Below are 18,800 nucleotides of genomic sequence, written 5' to 3' on the forward strand. Positions count from 1 at the left end.
TAAAACGGTAGAAGTATTAACAGGGATAATTTTTTCTATTGTAAAATATCATATACATGATTTAAGTAGTGTTTGCTTAAATACGCATAATCGTTAATTTGATCAAAGTAGATCATATAGGTTTGACCGGATGGTTCAATTCTTTTGACATAATCTAAATTTACGATATAACTCTTATGAGTTCGAGTGAATTTCTTACGGTCTAATTGTTCTTGTATTGACTTCAAGGTTTCAGGAGTTTTTATAATTTTTTTTGTACCATGGGATAATGTTACAAATTTTGTGTATCTTTGTTCGGAAGTAATATAAACAATATTTTTTGTTTTGACAAAATCAATTCCCCTATCATTCTTTAATAATAAAAAGTCTTTAGGTTCAAAATGCAAATTCAACCGTATGTTCTTTTTAATTTTTTCCCAACAAATACTTAACCTTTCTTCTGTAAACGGTTTAACTAAATAGTCAATGGCATCAATTTCAAATGCTTTCCATGCATATTCCTTATAACCTGTAGTGAAAATAATTTTTATATTCTGATATCTGGTTTTTACAAGTTTAGCTAATGATAGGCCGTCTAGCTGAGGGAGATCGATATCAACAAATAACAGCTGAGGCTGGTGCTGATCGGTTAAATGAAAGGCTGTTTTACCATCAGATGCTTCTCCTACTATTTCTACATTTTTTCTTATTAAAAATTTTTTCAGGATATCCATAACATGGCGATTATCTTCAGCAATGACTGCATTAACCAACTTGTCCACCTTCTTTTTCAATTATTTTATCAGTTATTATAGGAATAAAAATTGAAAAGGTAGTGCCGTTTTTTTCAGAACTGTTTACTTCAAGCCGTCCTTGTGCCTTATCAATCACTTTTTTGATTGAAGCTAAGCCTAGGCCGGTATGTTTATATTTTGTAGAATATCCTTCTTTAAAAATAAGAGTGTGTTTGTGCTTAGGTATAACGGAATGTTTATTATGAACAGAAATAACCAAAAATGAATTTAAAAGCTGACTGATTCTAACTGATACTTGAGGAACTATTGAATCTTGATTTTTTGTTGCCTCAAATTCAGCATCAAATGCATTATCCAGTAAATTGCCGATTACTTGTATTAGCTCATAGTTTTGCATGCCCGTTTTCGGCATTAAATGTTTGACCTCGATATGAAAGGATAAGTTTCTTTTTTTAGCTGCCTCGTATTTTGACTGTAATAGGCCGGCAATAGAACTATTGTTTAAATGAATTAAAGTCTGTGAAACATCCAGATCCGCACATAATTCATTCAAATATATATGTAAATCCTCGTACCTTTTTGATTTAAATAAGTGATTTATGACGTGTAAGTGGTTTGAAAAGTCATGTTTTTTACTTCTTAATGAGAGTATGATATCTTCAATTTTTTTCGAGTATTTTCTTTCTAAAAGCAGATTAGAATCAGCTTGTAATAATTTAATCAATCTTGTTAGCAGTATGTAAATCAGGAATGGTAAGAGAGCTAGAAAAAATATATGAAATTTATTAGGGAGTTTTAGCAACGATAGAAACAGCGATAATGTAATGGTCAAAAATAACATCAGGATAATTCTTTTATGTGTTTTACTAATTTCAGATGAAAATACTTTATTAATGAATGAAATGAAGAATATTGATTGTATGCTTATGGACAAATATATAAGGGTGAAAATCAGCGATGTGGGGGATATAGATAAGTTACTAACAATCAATAATGAGATCACTTTTGCCATAAGTTGAGAAAACATAATTGAAAGTGTGATAACCATCGAGAAACGCATACTTAGTTTACATATAAAACTTAAAAACATCAACAATAATATTGAATTTTCCGAAAAGTAAAGCAAAGATTGACCGCTGTTTAACATAATGAAGAAATGAAAAAAAGAGAAAATGAAAATCCTTTTTAAATCTGAGAGAAACAAAATCAAAATGAAAAAAATTGAAAGTTCTCCAATGGAATAATTTAAAATACTCCACAACATAATGACCCTCTCTTTTTCTACAGGGTAATTTTTTAATGCCGATAAATGTAAATCAAGAAGAAAAGATTGTAGGGTGAAAAACAATTTTGTTATAAATTTACTATTTGTATTTAAGATATCATGTTTGTTTTGTGTTTACAATACGATTTTTTCTTAAAATAAAACAATTCCTCTTGAGAGGGAAGACGCCTCATATTTTATAGCATATTCATACTAGTTTAATGGGGGCGGAGTTCATTTTTTGTCGATAGAACCATTCATCCCGTGAAAAAATTGTTTTATCCTGCTTTTTTATCCTGTTAATTGTTTTTTATTGGATGTAAATCGCTAAAAGCTTATATTTATGTCAAATCAAACAAAGGTGGTTTTAAACGTGAATATAAAACAACCTAACATTATAAGAAATGTAAAACTAACTGAGTCAGATGATGAAGGAGTTTTACTAGATATTGAAAACGGGACCTATTACGGACTTGATGAAGTAGGATTAGATATATGGAAATTGATTGAGCAGAAGAAAGGATTTGATGACATATTGAAAATCATCAGTGAAACGTATAATACTTCACATTACGAGATGATTAGGGATATAGAGATTTTTTTGAAAGAATTAAAAAATAAAGGATTAATTTCGTGGTCATGAGATTAATGAAGATATTCTATTACGTTAAAGCCTTTTTAATAGTTAGACAGATTGACAAGAGCTTAAAAAAAGAAGGGTTCAAACAGGTTTATCACACTTATTTGTCTCCTCCTGCCCCTTTGGATCCTTTAAGGGACATCACAGAAAAAGAATTAAAGTTTATAGAAATGGTACTAGGAGTGGTTGAGAAAGTTTGTTTTCTTTTTTTTGGGAAGGCGAGATGTCTTCATCGGTCAGTTGCGAGTTATCATATTTTTCATAAAAAGGGTATACCAATTGACTTGGTGATCGGCGTAAAAAAGAAACCTTTTACATCACATGCTTGGCTTGAATTTAATGGACAAGTCATTAATGATTCAGAAGATTTCGTTAATGATTTGATACATCAATTTCATACGAAAGAATATAGAAAAATGTGAGGCGGTAGACGATGAGTGGTATTTGCGGTTTATATCATTTGGATAAAAGCCCTGCTGACATAGATTGTTTGAATGAAATGATACGTTCCATTTCATTAATAGGAAATGATCACCAAAATGCATGGGTTGATAAAAATGTGGCACTAGGTAAAACGAGTTTATTTGTTAATCCGGAATCAGTGTATGAAAAAAAGATTATAAAGTCAAAATTTAAAAATTATTATATTACTGCAGATTGCCGCATAGATAATCGAAAGGAACTCTACCGAGATCTACATATAAAAAAAGAGTTTCACCGCACATCGGATACAGAATTAATATTAGGGGCATACGAGAAATGGAAAGAGGATGCTGTAACAAAACTGGAAGGCGATTTTGCCTTTTGTATTTGGGATGCAGAAGAAAAACAGTTATTCTGCGCGAGGGATCCTTTAGGGATTCGGCCATTTTTTTATAAGGTGACAGCCAGTTCATTTCTCTTTTCCTCCATGATTCGGGCTATTCACAAGACCTATCAAGTCAGTGATTGGAATAAAGATTATTTAGCAGACTTCTTATATAGAAAAGGGATACAGTCGGAAGAAGACACACCGTATCTTGGCGTTAAGAGATTGCCAAAGGGGAGTTTCCTTACTCTTAAGAATGGAACACTTCGTATTACGCCTTATTGGAAGCTAGATCCTAAAAAGAAAACAATATATAAAAACCCTCATCATTACATTGAACAATTTCAAGACATTTTTTTTCACTCAGTAAAAGCCCGAATGCGATCAATGACAAATACAGGTGTCTTCATGAGCGGAGGCTTGGACTCAACTTCTATTTATGCAGCAGCTAAACAATATGATGTCGAGCATGTTTATCCGATATCTTGTGTTTTTGATAAATATAAGGATTCTGATGAAAGGTTTTATATCAGCTATGTTCTCGACAAATACAAAGAGAAAAACTATAAATTTGTAAAAAGTGATGATCTTTGGATTCTGAAGAATTTTCCTCATTATTCTATTTCAACTGATGAGCCCAGTAAAAATCAACTTTCATATGGAATGCTGGCCGAAACATACCGCATGGTCTTACAAAGCAATACTAAAGTTGTCTTAAACGGCTATGCCGGGGATCAGGTTTTTGGTTTTAGCCCTTATTATATTTCTAAATTCATTCGAAATTTTCAATTTTTGAAGCTTTGTAAAGAAACTTCTAAATTAGCGGCCTCATATAATTATACCTTTTCCGGCGCGCTAAAGGAATTTGGGTTCTCCGCACTTAAAGGGAAACATGAGGATCAAACTGTCCTTCTAGATAAGTATTATGATGAAGCAAAAGAAAGACATGAAATGGAAAATCGAATAAAAGATCCTGGGTTAAAAATGATGTACCAGTATATTGAAAGGTCTCAAGGCTTTGGTTTTGCTCAATTTTTTTCCGAATCATTAGGAATTGAAACCAGATATCCATTTTTAAATGTGAAGCTTATCGAATTTATCTTCAGTATTCCATTAGACCAGAAGATTAAAGATGCTCAAACAAAAGTCCTTCTGAGGCAATCAATGAAGGGATATCTTCCTGATGAAGTGCGGAACAGGCAGGGCAAGACGTCTAATGATGCCCTAATATTTGCAGGATTAAAAAATGAATGGCCTAGGTTGTTTCCTCAATTGAAACATTTAGTTTTAGAAGAGCTGGGTATCATAAAAGGCAGTAAATTCCGGGATAAAATTGTCGAATACAGGCACGGTGTTTTGAGTAAAGGGATGGATTATTTTGCTGCATTAGCTCTTGAATTGTGGCTGCAAAAGCATACGTATCAAAAGGAGGAACATAATGAGCCTTTTCCTGTATAGTATCCCTTTATTAGTTTTGGTAATTGGAGTGATAGTTACAGCCAAAAAAATACTTCATACGAAATGGATTTTAAGCCATTTGGTCACTGATACTAAAAAGCTGGATATACTTTTGAAGAATGAGCGTCATATGTTTATATTATTTTTTGATGAGATGACTTGTCGAAATGTCATTAGGAATATGAACATGCTACATAGTGCTTTAAAAGATACTAAAGTTCCTTTTGCCATTATTAATACGCTTGAGGAATACGACTATGAGACAGAAAGCTCTCCGGTGTTTCCGTATGTAGATCACTTTGAAATACAGTTTACCCCCACGCTGATATTTGTTAAAAATGGAACAAAACAATCTGTTCACTGTCAAGGGCCAGACCAGTTACAGTTAGAAAAAGTAAATAAGTTTATGTCAGAAACCATTTCAAAAATGAACAGTCACGCTGTATAAGAATCTGGGAGGACTCATGATGTTACTGAATGAGATACTTATGAATGTTTTATATATAGGGGCAGGTTTTGTTTTTATCAAAAGCAGCATTGGAAAATTAAAAAATCCATATGCTTTTGGAAGGGTTATTGAAAGTTACCATCTGTTTTTCAAAGGAACGTTTACTCTTTTTCTGGCTGCTTTAATAGGTCCGGTTGAACTAGTGGTAGGAATGATGATTATTGCAGAACCATTTCGAGTAGTGGGATTACTCATTGGCATATTGCTGCAACTGATGTTTTTATTGCTGATGTCCTTAAAGCTTAATCAAACTCTGCCGTTCGGCTGTGGCTGTTTTGGATTGCATGCACCCGAAAAGATTTCAGCGAAAAAAGTAATGTTTAACCTGGGATATACAGTATTGTTAGCGGCTCTTATCTCTTTGAATGTTAATGAAGTGATAAGGGAGATGTTACAGTGATGACTACACAAATGAATGGCTCTTTCACTTGGAAACGAGTTTTTTCTCTAGCAGGAAAAAAGTGGGGGCTTCTCTCCTTTATCATTTTTACTATACTTGTCCAGTCTATACTAAGCCCAATTACGCCGATTATTGTTGCTGAAATCATTGATAAAGGCTTTTCAGGGACAAGCAAGTTTGGGTTAGAAAAGTTAATCATGATTCTTCTGGCAATTGGGATATGCCAAATTGTAATGCATGTTGTTCAAGATATCCTCATCACAATTTTCACAAATCAGATTATTTTCAATGTAAGAGAGGGACTTTTCCGTAAACTTTATCAGCAATCTATACGGTTTTTCACTGATACGAAAATAGGTGAAATCACCTCACGTTTAACGAACGAGGCTGAAAGTATAGCCAATACAGTCTTTAAACCTATTGTTTATACTTCACAAACAGCATTATCATTGGTGGTCACTTTCATTGCAATGGTAGCGATTAGCTGGAAGCTTTCGATAGTTATATTGCTTTTGATCCCTTTGTTTTTTCTTCCTATGCCTTTAATTGGGAGATTTGCTTATAAATATAGCAAAAAACTTATTACTAACATTTCCTTCATGAATTCTTTTCTTACAGAAAATATCAGCATTAATGGCGTAATTCTAAATAAGATATTTGGAAGACGCCGGCAAACTTTTGAAACATTTAAGAATGTAGTACTAGAAATCAATAAGCTAACACTAAAACAAAAATTATTAGGCTCTATTTTTGATAATCTGCTCGCTTTAGCAGCTATTATTGCTCCTTTGTTTGTCTACTGGTTTGGAAGACCTGGTGGTCCTTTTGAAATTAGCGCCGGTATGGCAGTTGCATTATCAGGGTACATTGCTTCTCTATTTAATCCCATTCAGGAAGTGGGACGTATCGGCATCATGCTTCAAAGCGCAAAAATTACGTTCGAACGATTTTTTGAATATCTTGATATGAAGCCAGAACTAGAGGAACCAAAAGATCCAATTATTATTCACGATATAAAAGGGAATATCGAATTGCGCGATGTCACGTTTAGTTACAAAAAAGAAGAACAAACACTTAAAAATTTATCGATCCGTATACCGGCAGGTTCGAAAGTTTCAATAGTAGGATTTAGCGGTTCTGGAAAAACAACAATTGCCTATTTATTGACGAGATTATATAAACCGGATAAAGGTGGGGTTTATATAGATGGTCATGATCTAGAGAGAATAAGTTCTGATTATATATCAAAGTATATAGGAATGATTTCTCAAGAAGTGTATTTGCTGCATACTTCTATTAAAGAAAATATCATGTTAGGAAATCCAAATGCTTCAATTGAAGAGGTCCATGAAGCGGCGAAACAAGCGTATATACATGAGAAAATTATAGGTTTACCCGATGGTTATGACACGATAGTCGGAGAACGGGGATATAAGCTTTCAGGTGGAGAAAAACAGCGAATTGCGATTGCCAGAGCCATCTTGCAAAACCCTAGTATTCTTATTCTTGATGAAGCCACATCTTCACTTGATTCAAAGTCCCAGTATATTGTGCAAAATGCCTTGAATGAGTTAACAAAAGGCAGAACAGTTATAACGATTGCTCATCGAATGTCTGTCACCCAATCCAGTGATAGGATCTATGTATTAGATAAAGGAGAAATTGTACAAGCCGGAACCCACGAACGGCTCTTGGAGGAAGAAGGGCTCTACCGGGAACTATACCATACGCAAAATAATACTGAACTGGCTGAAGTAAACTAAATAATAAGGAGATAAAAATGCGTAAACTACTCATATCTGTATGTCTTTTATTTTTAGTAGGCAGTCTTATTTCCGGGTTTATGTTTTATCAAAAGAAACAAGAAACGATTAAAGCAACAGATAGCTTAATAGAAGATGATCAAAAATCCGGGACAGAGGTTGATCAGCTGATGAACCAATTACAAAATGAACAGAATCAAGACGCATACTTATTATCCTCAGTAGGGCTACTCATATTGAGCGGTATTACAGGAGGGGTTTTATGGATATCGAGAAGGAGGAATGAGCCAAATTGAAACGATTCATCATTCCTTTCAGTATTTTATTTATAGCAGGTATCTTTATCTATCAGTTGTTTTTCACTGGAAATGTCACTTCCAATAGTCAGGAAATTAATGCAAATGATTTTGAAGTGAATACAGGATCATCAGAAGGCGACTCAAAAGCTAAGATAAATGTGATTGTATTTTCAGATTATGGATGTCAAGCTTGCAAGATTCTAAATGACGATTTGGTAAACATGAAGTTTAAAGAAAATTATATTGATAAACAGCTTGTAAGGTATATTTTTAAACATGTACCAATGGAAGAACATAAAAACGCATACGAATCATCTGCAGCCGCCATTGCAGCAGAAAATCAAGACCGGTTTTGGGATATGAGCAGATTATTATTCGATAATGCGTCTAAATTGGGTAAAACAGATGATCCATCTGATTTATATAAGATGTTAGCTGATCAAATTGGGTTAGATAAAGACGAGTTCAACGATGATTTAGATCATGAGGAAACGAAAGAAGAAATAAGAAAAACAAAAGCAGAATTTAAAAAGTTAGGTTTTCAGGGGACTCCAATTTTAATAATAGGGACAAAAATCATTTATGGAGCTCCATCTGCTAAAGAGTTTAAAGAGACATTAGATTCAGAATTGAAGAAAGTAAATTAGTGTCCAATGCTGTATTCAGCATTAAATATATTAAATTTTATTTATGGGGGAGATATGAAAATGAAAACGTATAGTCAACCTTCTTTAATTGAATTTGGTACAGCAGAAGAGCTTATTCAAGGATGCGGCGGCTGGGGTGTTGAAAACTGGTCAATGGATGATTCTGATTCAAAATATGTATGGATGACTACTGGCGGCCGAAAGCTGTGTATCTGCACTAGCTTATCTGGAACAAAATGTACACCAGTATTGTAATGTAAACAAAATGTAGTACAATTACTTCCTTGCAGCATTGGACAAAAAATATTGGAAAAGGACGTGTACGTTAATGAAAGCATACTCACAACCTTCTTTAATCGAATTCGGTGCAGCAGAAGAGCTTATTCAAGGATGCGGCGGCTGGGGTACAGAAAACTGGACGCTTGATGATTCTGATAGAAAGTATGTCTTGGTGACAACGTCAACACGCACAAGTTGTATTTGTACAACAATTAAAGGTGACAGATGTACGCCGTAAGTATAATAAAAAGATAAAGAGCGGTGTGTTAAAATCACCGCTCTTTCTTTATTCTATAACAGAAAGGAAGCAGCAACTATGAAAAAAACGTTATTGCTCATTGGAATTGTACTGTCTACTTATCTCTTGATAAGTAAGTGGAGTACAGGATCAGTTTACTTTTGTCCGACAAATGGGTGTGATGCTGTGAACAATAGTAAATATTCTATGATTGGGAATGTGCCGGTATCATTAATTGGTATAGTAGGATATGTGATGCTTTTTAATATCGAGATGTTAAATATGAATAAAAGGCTAAAACATAAATTGCTGCTTTTTCTGACAGCTATCGGCTGGCTGTTTTCTATCTACTTAATGTATGTATCCTTATTTTATATTCAAGCTCTATGCTTTTATTGTATGCTTTCGTTTACAGTTATTTCTTTGTTATTCTTTCTTTATATTAAGCAGCAGTCAAAAGAACATTTGAAAATGAATCATGATTTATGAGGTAAAGGCAAATACAGTTTGAAAACGGCCCCTTGCTTATGGTGGTTTTCTGCCGTGATTTTACCTCCATGCACTTCTAAAATTTCTTTACTTATTGCTAAGCCCAATCCGGCTCCTCCTGTTTTTCGATTGCGAGAACTTTCTCCTCTGTAGAGCGGCGTAAAAATTTGGTCTAACTCAGACTCATGCAGCCCTTTTCCTTTATCCCGAATGGCAATGACAGCATATTTTTTCTCTTCAAACAGCGAAACATAAATGTCACTGTTTTCAAAAGAAAATCTTATCGCATTGTCTACTATGTTGTAAAAAGCTCTGGAAAAAAGTCCGGGATCTGCATAAACAAATGTATTAGCTTCAGGAATTGATTTTATGAGACGAATTCCCTTTTTCTCTAATATTGCAGAGTAACCGTTCAGGTAATCGTCAAGTAAACGGTTTAGATTTACATACTCTACATTTGGTTTTTCTTTATAAAATTCTAGCTTCGTATACGAGAATAGGTCTGACACTAAATGATTCAACATATCCGCTTTATTTCTGCATGTCAGAATGTATTTCTTTGCTTTTTCAGGGTTTTGGTGTATTTGCTTTTCTATTATTTCTAGATATCCCCGAATTGTAAATATTGGGGTTCGTAAATCATGAACGATAGAAGCTATAAACAATTTTCTTTCGTTTTCAAGAGATTGTTGTTTGTCTAATGATGTCTTTAGCTGCAGCTGCATGGACTTAAACCCGTTTGATACTTCATGAATTTCTGTCACACGTGAAGAAGGAAGAGAAAAATTGAAATCCTGCTTTGAAATGAGCTGAGATGTTTTCTCCAGTGCTATCAATGGAATTAACACATGTTTATTCATAAACCATGCAGCTGTCACAAAAAGCAACAGGAGAACAAATAATGCGATGAATACCCCTCCATACTGTTCTAGAAAACTGTTTTCATGGCCATCGAAAGCTTGCAGGGCAGGCCTTTTATCTTGAACATATAAAATGCCTGCGAGTTTTTTTTTCTTATATACATAATATTCTTCAAGAAGATAGTTTGTACTTCCAACTGAGTAATCTGCTGTTTGCCCTATTTTTGTAATCTGATGACTATGTGGTTCTTCTACTGTTGAAAATAAGACTTTTTGATCTTTGTTCAGCAAACGTATCCCTATATGAAGCTCATCAGTTTTAGAACGTATTTGTTTTTGCCACTCTTTTTTGTTCCAATTTTCCGGCTCACTTAGAATGTTTTGTTGCAGCCAAGGCATTATATCCTCAACTTCAATAGAATTTGTTTTTGATTCATTATAAAAATGGACGGCCATTTTTGTAGTAAGGATGGGGAGCAAAATAAATGCAATAATGAAGAGAAACAGCCATTTTTTTATTGTCATTCTTCTTTTTTTATGCCCCTTTAACATGTTTAGACTCCCTCCGCAAATTTGTATCCGACACCCCAGACAGTTAGGATCCAGCGTGGTTGAGAGGGGGTTTCTTCAATTTTTTCTCTGATTCTCGCGATAAATACCCTTACTGTATGCGGATCACTATAATGCTCTCCCCATATAAGTTGGATAATTTGATCGTGCGTAAATACTTGATGGGGATGTCTGCTAAGCAGAGATAATAAGTCAAATTCCTTTGAGGTGAGGGAGACTTTTCTTCCGTGTTTATGTACTTCACGGGATAAGTAATCAATTGTAAGGCCGTTGAATGAGTGTCCGGGTTTTTGCTGCCCGGAACGCCGTCTCACTGCTTTGATTCTGGCTACAATCTCACCTGGTGTTGCCGTTTTTACAATATAATCATCACCGCCGACACTTAATCCTCTGATTTTATCGGTTGGATCCTCTTTGGCGCTTAAAAATAAGATAGGGACATCCTTTACTTCTCTTACTTTCTTGCATATTGTAAAGCCTGATTCCCCCGGCATCATTACATCCAGTAGGATACAGTCGACCTCTTGTTTGTTGACAATGGAGAGGGCTTGTTCTCCATTAAATGCTGTTAGGACATTGTAATTCTCGATCTCCAGAAAGTCTTTCATCAGTTCAATAATTTCCGCATCATCATCGACGACTAAAATAGTTTCTTTCATTATCGACATTCCTTTCTGTTTTGCTCCTGAATAACATTATGACGGTTTTTTTGTAATTGCGGAATATGCATAAATAAATCTTGATATTTTATTGATATTTTATTAACGCCCTATTGAGTTTAATTATTTAAAATGAATTTGAAATATAAAATGAGGTGAAAAACATGAGAACTTCAGTCCTTCAAACCAAAAAGTTATCAAAGTCATATGGAGAGGGTGTAAACCAATTTTTCGCACTGAAAAATATTGATTTGGATATAAAAAAAGGTGAATTTACAGCTATTATGGGTCCTAGTGGTTCTGGAAAGTCTACGTTATTAAATATGCTGTCAGGGCTAGATAAACCAACTTCAGGAGAAGTCACACTAGACGGTATTCATTTATCTCAGTGTAATGAGTCCCAAATTACACAACTCAGAAGAGATAATATCGGTTTTATTTTTCAGTTGTTTAATTTGATTCCTGTGCTTACAGCAGAGGAGAATGTGACGCTGCCTATACTCCTTGCTGGAAAGAAAGATAAGTCTGTAAATAAAAAGGCAAATGATTTGCTGCAATTATTAGGGATTGGAAGACTCGCTTCTTCTTATCCGTCTCAGATGTCAGGAGGACAGCAGCAGCGGGTTGCAATTGCAAGAGCGCTTATTATGGAACCTAGTATCGTATTAGCAGATGAACCAACCGGAAGTCTTGATACAAAAACTGGTAATGATATTTTAACAATTCTTCGACACTTTTGCGATACGAAAAACCAATCGCTTATCATGGTGACGCATGATGCAAATGTGGCTTCACATGCGCATCGGATTGTATTTATGAAGGATGGGGAATTAGCAGGAGATATTCAGCTGACTGCGACTCCTAAAGTGAATTTAAGCCATATCACTAAAAGATTAGAGGATGTATACGCATGAAATTAACTGTTCAATTAGCTTGGCGATTTTTAAAAGCAAGAAGAGCCAGGTCTTTATTTGCTGTGATCGGTATTAGTCTTGGAGTTATGCTGCTCATTATTTCGCAAATCATGATGGCAACTTTAGAACAATCAAATGAGGAATCAGTATTGAAAAAGTATGGAAATTTTGATTTGATTTCAGGTTATAACGGATCAACCAAAAAACTGAGTGCGAACGATCTGCAAACGATAAAAGGATTTCCAGATGTAAATCAAATAACACCGATGCTTTTTCCGTATGCAAGCGAGAATATGCCAGCTGCTGTTGCAGCCCAGCCTGTTTATATAGGCTTTAAACATAATCAATTGGCTATGGAGCACCCGCTGGTTTCCATTGATAAAGGGAAATTTCCGCAGTCTAAGGAAGTGGTGATCCCGGCTCGATATGCAAAATCTAAGCGATTGGATATTGATTCTGAAATTAGTTTACCTTTTCCTCCAGGGAAAGATGTAAAAGTACGTGTATCAGGTATTTTGCATGAAAGAGAACAATTAAATAATATCTTCATTTTTGATTATGATTGGATCGCAGCACAAACTCATAATCAAAATAAAGCAACGGCAGTCATGATGAAATTGGATCAATCAGCAGATAAACAAAAAGTGATAGAGGATTTAAAGGAGCATTTTGAAGGTATATCCATTGATAAACGTAAGGCGATGATGACAGAGAAAGAACAACTGGGTGGGTTAAAACCCATTGTCAATGGTTTATCAATTACAGTCTTGTTAGGTAGCCTTTTAATCGTAGTCAGTACATTGCAAATGTCGGTTCAAGAAAGACAAAAAGAATTAGCAACATTAAGACTATTAGGCGGAAAGCCTGCCCAATTGTTTTATATGGTCATTTGGGAGGCTTTGCTGATAGGTATTATGGCTGCATTATTGGGAACGGTTACAGGTACTGTACTATGTTACTCCTTGTCCAATATTGCTGAACAATTTATAGGCTATTCCATCCAATCAATATCAATCCCGGCAATAAGTATAATCATTTCGTTTTTTGGAAGCATTCTTTTGACTGTATTAGCAGCAACAATACCAGCTTTATCGACTAGCAGACTTTCTCCTATAGCTGCATACAGCCAAAAAATTAGTGAAAGTAAAGCAGATTCAAAAAGAACCATTATCGCTCTGACCATAATTTTGCTCTTGCTGGCAGTTATGACATTTGCAGTGCATAAAAGTGGAGGAAGTGGAAGCTTCAGTATTCTGTTGGGTATATCATTTGTACTCATCATGTTTGTGATGACTCCTGTAGTATTGAGGATCATTGTAACGGCACTTACTTTTCTCTTAAGGCCGTTTTATCAAATGGAAAGCATGATTGCCGGAAGAAATGCTCTGAAAAGGATGAGAAGAAGTCAACAAATTGCCAGAGTATTAACGTTAGCAGTTATTGTTGGATTAGTTGGGTTTATGATTTTGCAAGCTGTTGTCAGTCAAACAGAAAAAACAATATCAAAACAATATCCGCTTGATTTTGTAATACAGGCTACCGAAGCCTCATATGAACCAGGTTTCTCTTCTTCTATTATAAAACAACTTGATAATACGAACGGAGTTGAAGCAATTCCAGTCCAAACAAGCATATTAACACATACTATAAATTTAGATATAAAAAGAGTAGATTCAAACTGGAACGGGCAATTTATGACGATAAATGGAAAAAAAGAAATTTTAACGAGTGTGGGCGGATTGAATTTGGAAAAAGTACAAAACATCACCCCTTTTGACATTGTGAAAGGCCGGATTGATCATCTTAGAGATTATGAGGCAGTCATTACAAAACAATTCTCTGAGGAAATTGGGTTCCGAGTTGGAGATGTAGTCACATTGGAACCAGATGATTTAAGTGAAGTTTCTGGCAAGAAGCCATTTACTTTACGTATTGTCGGTGTGGTTGATGAAGTACCTATATTGCCGGATGAAGATTTGAGATTCTTTACTAATGAGAATACATTAAACGAGTTATTTCATCTTCAAAAAACAGAACAAATATTTTTTAATATTAAGGATCAAAGTGAAAAAGGTCATATAAAGGCGAGTATTGAGAAATTGCTGGAAAACCCACAATATCAAGATACCATTTTGTATGATAGAAAAGAAGAAATGGATAAATTTTATCAACAGTACAAACAGCGCATCGTATTATTGGGAAGCAGCGTGTTTATTATCACCTTAATTGCTCTTGTTGGCTTAATGAATAGTATGGCAAGCAATTTAAGGGAAAGTAAAAAAGAGTTTGCGATGATGAGAGCAATAGGAGGTAAGCCATGGCAAATTGTTCGACTCGCTTTATATGAAGGGATTGTTATTTCTGTAGCGGGAAGTATAATGGGGTTAATTTCAAGTATCGTATTGGGTTACAACTTATTATCAGCTTTAGATGTAAATAATCTTGAAATTCCGTATATGGTCATCCTTATCATATTATTAATAAGCCCATTACTCGGGATTTTATCTACTCTTCCTTCTGCCTTGTGGCTTTCAAAAAGTAATTTAATTAGAGCAGTCTTTGAAGATTAATTTTAAAAAAACATCTGATTTAGCTTCCTTTATTTGAATTAAAAGTTAGAAAATTAAACAGATGCAGCCCGCGCTGCATCTGTTTCTTATTCATGAACCGTATCCAAATGTTTCACCGTTATATTTTTGAATGAGGCTGTGCCGCCTTCAGAATAAAGAGTAATGCCTTTATCTTCAGGTTTTGGGAACACTTCATTTGAAAAAACGGTTTTCCCATCGTCGACAAATACTTCTATCGTTGTTTTATCCACGAGAATTTTCAAATGCACATTCTGTTTGCTTACATCGTATGGAGCCTGGCTTTCGACATAGGTCTTGCTTTTGTCAGGCTGATTTGTGGCCGCTCTGTTGACATATGCATAGCCGCCTTCGGCAAAAATGCCGACATCAATATGGCGTTTTTGATCTTCTGACTCTCTCAGTCTGACGCCAGCATTCTTCAGCTCTGACCAAGAAAGATCCATATCAAGCTGGTACGTATCACCTGTGATGGACAGTGTTTTTGATCCGTTCACATCTTGATCCTCTTCTTTGTCAGTTGAAACGGTCAGCTGATCCAAAGCTTCGGTCGGCTGTGAGATGAGGCTGTATGTGCCATCCTCCTCTTGCAGCCGGAGTTCGCGTATGACAGAATCTGTGCCGTTAAAGCCGTTCTTCAGTGTCGGTGTGTTGTTGGCGTAATCCCAATTGTTCATCCAGGCAAGCGCATACCGCTTTTCTAATGGATCTGTGCTTTTGCCGTCTTCGAACGTCACGCCGCCGTACCAGTCAAAGCCGTAGTCAAGCCATTGGGCTTCGGTCTGATCCGCTGTAAATTCTTTTCCGTCGAAGCCTCCGGTCCAGTAGGCGTACGTATTTGGTTTGCCCCATGGTTTGCCGTTCGCGCTCGCGCCGAGAACCCATTTATTCGTTCCGTCGCTTGCCCGCATCATGTAGAGGTCAGGACATTCGACCATTCCCGCCTGCTCTGGGAAGAATCCGCTTGTGTAATGCCAGTCCTTAAGATTATCGGATTCATAAAAGCCGATTTTTGATCCTTCAGCCATGACCATGACCCATTTGTTATCCTGGTCATCCCATATCACTTTCGGATCTCTAAAATCGTCTGTGCCCGGATTAGGCATAACGGGATTGCCACTGTAGAATTTGAATGATTTTCCTTTGTCTGTGCTGTACCACAAATGTTGCTCTTGCTTTTTGTCTTTGGCTGAAGGCTGTGTCACAATCGCGACAAGCGCGTTTTTCCCGAAGCCGGCTGTGTTCTCTTTATCCACCACGACGGAACCGGTCCAAATATCACCGTCCGGGTTTGTATATTTCGGAATCGCCACGCCTTCATCAGTCCAATGCACCAAATCCTCTGATACGGCATGGCGCCATTCTGTGCCGTTGCCTTTTGGGTAATCCCGGTTATATAGATAGAAATAATGATACTTGCCATCAAAATAGATCGGTTTTTGGGGATCATTTTTCCATTTATCCGGCGTCGTAAAATGATATGCCGCCCGGTAGTTCGGCTTCTGTGTTGATTTTGTTTTTTTGACAGGTTCTTCGTTTGACAATAAGTCGATAAACAGCAATATTCCTAAAAAGGTTAGGAATACGGTTAGCCATTTGCCTGCTTTTTTATAGTTCATATGGGATTCACCTTTATGATGTTGATAAGAAATAAAAGAAAATGCCAATAGGATATCGGCATTTTCTTTTGCGTTTTTATTTGTTAACTGTTAATTGTCCTTGTTCAAGGATGCTGTCTTTGACAACAGATGTTTTCTTGCCTTTGATGTTCAACAGGAAGCTTGGCGCAAACGTTGATTGTTTGTCTGCGTAGAATCCTCTGTTTGTCATGTAGCTTGTAATCACGACATTGTTTCCTTTCGCTTGAGGTACAGCGAAGTGTGAGTAAGTAAAGGTCACATCGTTAGGATCAAGGTCCATTTTTAACACAAGGCCTGTTTTGTTCAGCGGCTTGTATGGGCCAGTTAAAGAATTAGAAACATAACCAAGCATGTAAATGTCGTTAGATGTGATGCCGTCAATTGTCATTTTTGATCCGCGGGAGTCAGTGAACAGGTACCATTTTCCGTTCATTTTAAAGACGTTCGCGCGTTCAATTTCATCTGTGACTGTATTAGATGCAATCAGCGGTTTCATGACTTTTTTCAGTGTGTAGTCATCGTTTAGCTCAATAATGCCGAGTGCGCCGTTTGCTAATTCAGCCGTGCGTTTTTTATCGCTTTGCAGAAGCTTTTTACTCTCTTGACGGAAGAATGATGTGCTTTTGCCATAGTATGCTTTGTTAAATAATGATTCTTCGCCTTGGTAGCCGTCTTCAGTTCCAGTGTTTGCTTCAAATACTAAGTATTTGTGGCCTTTATCTTCTACGTAGTGAGGATCTCTCAGCGTATGGTTATCGCCTGAGCTGTAGTTGCCTTCATCGATGAACTGCTGTACATTTTGATACGTTTTGCCGTCACCGTCAAAGATTGATTTATAATCCTCTACACCGTTGATGTTCAAAGAGCTGTCTGATGCTGATACGTTAACTTGTGCAGTTGTTAGTGTTTGTTTACCGTAATGTTTACCGGAGAAATCAGTGTAGAATAAACGGATTTTTCCGTCAGATGTAAATGTAGCTGAACCAGACCATTCTTGTGTTTGTTCTTTTAGGATAGAATCATTCGCATCGAATTTGTCGCTGTCTTTAAAGACGCGGCCAGCGTTTTTCCAGCTGTCAATAGAAGTTTCGCCGACTTTTTGATAGAACATGTAAATGGATGTGTCATCCGCATTTTTAGGGTCTCCGGCTAATGCAAAGACGATGTGGTAGCCGTGATAGTTTGCGACTGTGCCGTCAGCGTTTTGCAATGGCCAGCTGTCCCAAACGTCCAGGCCTTTTGCAGAAGAGATATTTTTAATTGTGGATTGATCGAATTCGGGCACCTGATATTTTTCGTTTTTTTGCTGTTCAGGGATTTGCAGCATATCATGGCGGGTAATATGGGTAATGCCGTAAGTTTCCTTATACGGTTTTTGATTTGTTTCTTTCGCAAACGCTTGAGTCGCGCCTCCTGCCAGCAGTGCAGTAGTAAAGGTTAATACTGTTGCTTGTTTTGCAAACTTTTTGATGTTCATCGTTCATGTCTCCTTTTTTATGTACTGTGTTAGCGGTCTGCTTCGTCCAGCCCTCCTGTTTGAAGATGGCAAGTCAGTTACGCACAATAAAAAAAGACCTAAAATATGTAAGGGGTGACGCCAAAGAATACACTTTGCCCTTTACACATTTTAGGTCTTGCCTGCTTTATCAGTAACAAACCTGCGTGATTTACTTTTCGACATCATTCTATTAGACTCTCGTTTGGATTGCAACTGGTCTATTTTCCTCTTTTGTTTGATAGAAAATCATAAAAGGATGTAAAGGTTACGGGTCTAAAGAACTAACTTGTTTATCTATTTCTTTTTATTCTCTGTATTTTTTATAACGCCTGATGTATGGGCATAAAGTTACCTTTTGAGTAATGATTCAGAAAATGATCATCCTTGGTGAACCATGCCTTGAAATTAATCTTGGATCATAAGCAGTAATTCGTTTTGGGAACTTACTGCTGTCATTTCTATTTTGAGCACAGTCGGGCAGATACCGTTTCAATGTCAGTAACGACCAATATAATAATGTATTGCTAGCCAACAAATGATAGAA

Annotated in this window: 19 protein-coding genes; 13 read left to right on the top strand and 6 right to left on the bottom strand. The window is 36.1% G+C overall.

Annotation, left to right across the window (positions count from 1 at the left end):
• Window positions 1-35: 35 nt before the first annotated feature.
• Together AC0DBE_RS17120 and AC0DBE_RS17125 are read right to left on the bottom strand one after the other, a co-directional pair.
• Complete coding sequence (locus tag AC0DBE_RS17120) at window positions 36-752, bottom strand: LytR/AlgR family response regulator transcription factor (RefSeq protein ID WP_072565311.1); 717 nt, start codon at window positions 750-752, stop codon at window positions 36-38.
• Window positions 745-1,998 carry an ATP-binding protein gene (locus AC0DBE_RS17125; RefSeq protein ID WP_080490473.1) on the bottom strand — a complete coding sequence of 418 codons (1,254 nt, stop codon included), beginning with the start codon at window positions 1,996-1,998 and terminating at the stop codon, window positions 745-747. Before AC0DBE_RS17125 ends, AC0DBE_RS17120 begins: the two co-directional genes overlap by 8 nt.
• Before the next feature lie 373 nt (window positions 1,999-2,371).
• Between AC0DBE_RS17125 and AC0DBE_RS17130 the strand changes: the two genes are divergently transcribed.
• From AC0DBE_RS17130 to AC0DBE_RS17180, 11 genes are all read left to right on the top strand, one after another.
• Window positions 2,372-2,641 (top strand): PqqD family protein, encoded by a 270-nt coding sequence (locus AC0DBE_RS17130; RefSeq protein WP_072565308.1) that lies wholly within the window; start codon window positions 2,372-2,374, stop codon window positions 2,639-2,641.
• Entirely contained in the window at window positions 2,638-3,060 is a 423-nt protein-coding gene (locus AC0DBE_RS17135) for a lasso peptide biosynthesis B2 protein (RefSeq protein WP_044445624.1), read from the top strand. Before AC0DBE_RS17130 ends, AC0DBE_RS17135 begins: the two co-directional genes overlap by 4 nt.
• 11 nt (window positions 3,061-3,071) lie before the next feature.
• A complete protein-coding gene (locus tag AC0DBE_RS17140) occupies window positions 3,072-4,904 on the top strand; it encodes an asparagine synthetase B family protein (RefSeq protein ID WP_072565307.1) in 1,833 nt (610 codons plus the stop codon).
• Window positions 4,885-5,352: a hypothetical protein gene (locus tag AC0DBE_RS17145; protein ID WP_472963001.1), complete on the top strand. Its 468-nt coding sequence runs from the start codon at window positions 4,885-4,887 to the stop codon at window positions 5,350-5,352. Before AC0DBE_RS17140 ends, AC0DBE_RS17145 begins: the two co-directional genes overlap by 20 nt.
• 19 nt (window positions 5,353-5,371) lie before the next feature.
• On the top strand, window positions 5,372-5,812 hold the full coding sequence (locus tag AC0DBE_RS17150) for a MauE/DoxX family redox-associated membrane protein (protein ID WP_072565305.1): 441 nt from the start codon (window positions 5,372-5,374) through the stop codon (window positions 5,810-5,812).
• The gene (locus tag AC0DBE_RS17155; RefSeq protein ID WP_472963003.1) at window positions 5,812-7,575 is read left to right on the top strand and encodes an ABC transporter ATP-binding protein; all 1,764 of its coding nucleotides are present in this window, start codon (window positions 5,812-5,814) and stop codon (window positions 7,573-7,575) included. The genes AC0DBE_RS17150 and AC0DBE_RS17155 overlap by 1 nt, the downstream gene beginning before the upstream one ends.
• A 17-nt stretch (window positions 7,576-7,592) precedes the next feature.
• Window positions 7,593-7,871 (top strand): hypothetical protein, encoded by a 279-nt coding sequence (locus AC0DBE_RS17160; protein ID WP_072565303.1) that lies wholly within the window; start codon window positions 7,593-7,595, stop codon window positions 7,869-7,871.
• A complete protein-coding gene (locus tag AC0DBE_RS17165) occupies window positions 7,868-8,521 on the top strand; it encodes a DsbA family protein (protein WP_044445619.1) in 654 nt (217 codons plus the stop codon). Before AC0DBE_RS17160 ends, AC0DBE_RS17165 begins: the two co-directional genes overlap by 4 nt.
• A gap of 60 nt (window positions 8,522-8,581) precedes the next feature.
• Window positions 8,582-8,776: a hypothetical protein gene (locus tag AC0DBE_RS17170; RefSeq protein WP_044445618.1), complete on the top strand. Its 195-nt coding sequence runs from the start codon at window positions 8,582-8,584 to the stop codon at window positions 8,774-8,776.
• A 73-nt stretch (window positions 8,777-8,849) separates the two neighbouring features.
• Entirely contained in the window at window positions 8,850-9,038 is a 189-nt protein-coding gene (locus AC0DBE_RS17175) for a hypothetical protein (protein WP_044445617.1), read from the top strand.
• Window positions 9,039-9,116: 78 nt separating this feature from the next.
• Window positions 9,117-9,527: a vitamin K epoxide reductase family protein gene (locus tag AC0DBE_RS17180; protein ID WP_052500088.1), complete on the top strand. Its 411-nt coding sequence runs from the start codon at window positions 9,117-9,119 to the stop codon at window positions 9,525-9,527.
• On the opposite strand, the gene AC0DBE_RS17185 is transcribed toward AC0DBE_RS17180, so the two are convergent.
• A complete protein-coding gene (locus tag AC0DBE_RS17185; protein WP_072565301.1) occupies window positions 9,515-10,939 on the bottom strand; it encodes a sensor histidine kinase in 1,425 nt (474 codons plus the stop codon). The two genes, AC0DBE_RS17180 and AC0DBE_RS17185, sit on opposite strands and share 13 nt — an antisense overlap.
• Before the next feature lie 2 nt (window positions 10,940-10,941).
• On the bottom strand, window positions 10,942-11,616 hold the full coding sequence (locus AC0DBE_RS17190) for a response regulator transcription factor (protein ID WP_044445616.1): 675 nt from the start codon (window positions 11,614-11,616) through the stop codon (window positions 10,942-10,944).
• A gap of 164 nt (window positions 11,617-11,780) precedes the next feature.
• On the opposite strand from AC0DBE_RS17190, the gene AC0DBE_RS17195 reads away from it, so the two are divergent.
• Window positions 11,781-12,530, top strand: a complete 750-nt coding sequence (locus AC0DBE_RS17195; protein ID WP_072565300.1) for an ABC transporter ATP-binding protein — start codon at window positions 11,781-11,783, stop codon at window positions 12,528-12,530.
• Window positions 12,527-15,100: an ABC transporter permease gene (locus AC0DBE_RS17200; protein ID WP_072565299.1), complete on the top strand. Its 2,574-nt coding sequence runs from the start codon at window positions 12,527-12,529 to the stop codon at window positions 15,098-15,100. The genes AC0DBE_RS17195 and AC0DBE_RS17200 overlap by 4 nt, the downstream gene beginning before the upstream one ends.
• Before the next feature lie 86 nt (window positions 15,101-15,186).
• Here AC0DBE_RS17200 and AC0DBE_RS17205 read toward each other — a convergent pair whose 3' ends face one another.
• Window positions 15,187-16,737, bottom strand: coding sequence for a glycoside hydrolase family 32 protein (locus AC0DBE_RS17205; protein ID WP_332606796.1), 1,551 nt, complete (start codon window positions 16,735-16,737; stop codon window positions 15,187-15,189).
• Between the two features lie 76 nt (window positions 16,738-16,813).
• A complete protein-coding gene (gene sacB / locus AC0DBE_RS17210) occupies window positions 16,814-18,235 on the bottom strand; it encodes a levansucrase (RefSeq protein WP_014115253.1) in 1,422 nt (473 codons plus the stop codon).
• Window positions 18,236-18,800: the final 565 nt, after the last annotated feature.

The sequence above is a fragment of the Bacillus sp. VA15 genome (assembly GCF_055721145.1).